Consider the following 1,944-nt stretch of genomic DNA (forward strand, 5'->3'; position numbering starts at 1 on the left):
AAATCGTGTTGAGGCTAACGCCCATAATGCGTGCAGTTGCCCGGCATCCAACGCCATTCATGGCCATATCAATAATTTTCTGGTGCGTACCGGGTTGAGAAGCGGTGTAAGTGAACTGTAGTTGCCATGTTTTACGGCAGTGAGAGCAGAGATAGCGCTGATGTCCGGCAGTGCTTTTGCCGTTACGCACCACCCCGTCAGTAGCTGAACAGGAGGGACAGCTGATAGAAACAGAAGCCACTGGAGCACCTCAAAAACACCATCATACACTAAATCAGTAAGTTGGCAGCATTACCCTTTTTCAGATAACTTGATCATCAAATGCTCCAGATATCTGCGCACCGTGAAGTGCGCAGAAAGATAATAAATGGATATACTCTAAATAATTTGAGTTGCAGGAAGGCGACAAGCGAGTGAATCCCCAGGAGCTTACATAAGTAAGTGACTGGGGTGAGCGAACGCAGACGCAGCACATGCAACTTGAAGTATGACGAGAATATTTACAGCATGTTCCAGCCGATCAGCATATTCCACCACCACACGCCGAGGGTGATATGCACCAGGAAGGTTAATATCGTCAGTACCGCACCGACCACCAGGATTTAATATCGTTATAACCCACGCCAAAGATGACCGGACCTGCCGCGCCGCCATAGTGAGTAACCATGCCGCCATAGGAGTTGGAGAACAACAGTGCCAGCGCGGTTAACATTAACGGTGCGCCGGAGACGTTCGCCAGCATGGCAAATACCGGTAACATAGCAACGATATAGGCACTACCGGAAGCGAAGAAATAACGCACGATAATGCTGAGGAAAATAATAACGAAGAAAGCAACGTTACCGTGACCATCAAATGCCAGGTTATTTTTAAAGACTTCAGCTAACCATTCGAAGAATTTAACTTTCGATAATAAGGAGCTTAATCCGATAATACCGCCGTACCAGATTAAGGTATTCCAGCCGCCTTTATTTTTAACCACGTCTTCCCAGGTAACGATACCCAGCAGCAGCATGGTCGCCATAACAACGATTGCCACAGTGGATTCATCAACCCCCAGAGACTTACTGAAAATCCAGCCCAGTAGCGCCAGCACAAAGACACCGAGCAGCATTTTTTCGCGGATTTTCATCGGTCCCAGTTCGGCAAGGCCCGCTTTAGCGATGGTTTTGTTATCCACCTTTTTAATTTCTGGTGGATACATGGTGTAAATTACCAGCGGATTGCCGGGCAGCATAATGATGCCCGGCAATCGGCGGCCAGCGCCCATCCACCCCAGCTAATTTGCAGGTGCAGAATATCGTTGATCATTTTCAGCGCCAGAATGTTCCCCGCCATTGCGGTAAAGAACATATAGCTGGTGGTTTTGGTGACCATGTAAATGGACATCATCAGGTAATGTCCGACACGACGCGGACTTTTTTCCGGTTCGGACCCCAAAGCCACCGCCACGCTGTTGATGATCGGTAACACAATGCCGCCCGCACGCGCGGTGTTAGACGGTGTTGCCGGAGCCAGTACCAGATCGAGGAATACCGTAACGTAACCCAGACCCAGCGTGGTGTTACCGATTTTACCAATCAGCAGATAGGCAATACGTTTACCTAAACCGGTGGTCACAAATGCGGCGCTTAAGGTAAACGCCGAGGGTGATGCTGCCAACTTACTGATTTAGTGTATGATGGTGTTTTTGAGGTGCTCCAGTGGCTTCTGTTTCTATCAGCTGTCCCTCCTGTTCAGCTACTGACGGGGTGGTGCGTAACGGCAAAAGCACTGCCGGACATCAGCGCTATCTCTGCTCTCACTGCCGTAAAACATGGCAACTACAGTTCACTTACACCGCTTCTCAACCCGGTACGCACCAGAAAATTATTGATATGGCCATGAATGGCGTTGGATGCCGGGCAACTGCACGCATTATGGGCGTTAGCCTCAACACGATTT

General features: G+C 49.3%; 2 protein-coding genes and 1 pseudogene. 1 reads left to right on the top strand and 2 read right to left on the bottom strand.

The genetic code is table 11. The features are described 5' to 3' along the window. Positions 1-241: IS1-like element transposase (locus BFF42_RS15725; protein ID WP_146627760.1), on the bottom strand; the 241-nt coding region annotated here is incomplete at its 3' end. A gap of 259 nt (positions 242-500) precedes the next feature. Further along, positions 501-1,647, bottom strand: a pseudogene (locus tag BFF42_RS15730) (anion permease); the annotation flags it as partial. A 56-nt stretch (positions 1,648-1,703) separates the two neighbouring features. Between BFF42_RS15730 and BFF42_RS15735 the strand changes: the two are divergent. After that, positions 1,704-1,944, top strand: a 241-nt coding sequence (locus tag BFF42_RS15735; RefSeq protein WP_146627760.1) for an IS1-like element transposase, incomplete at its 3' end; no start/stop codon positions are given.

Origin of the sequence: Shigella sp. FC1661, from assembly GCF_001712525.1 — a bacterium.
Lineage (GTDB): Bacteria > Pseudomonadota > Gammaproteobacteria > Enterobacterales > Enterobacteriaceae > Escherichia > Escherichia coli.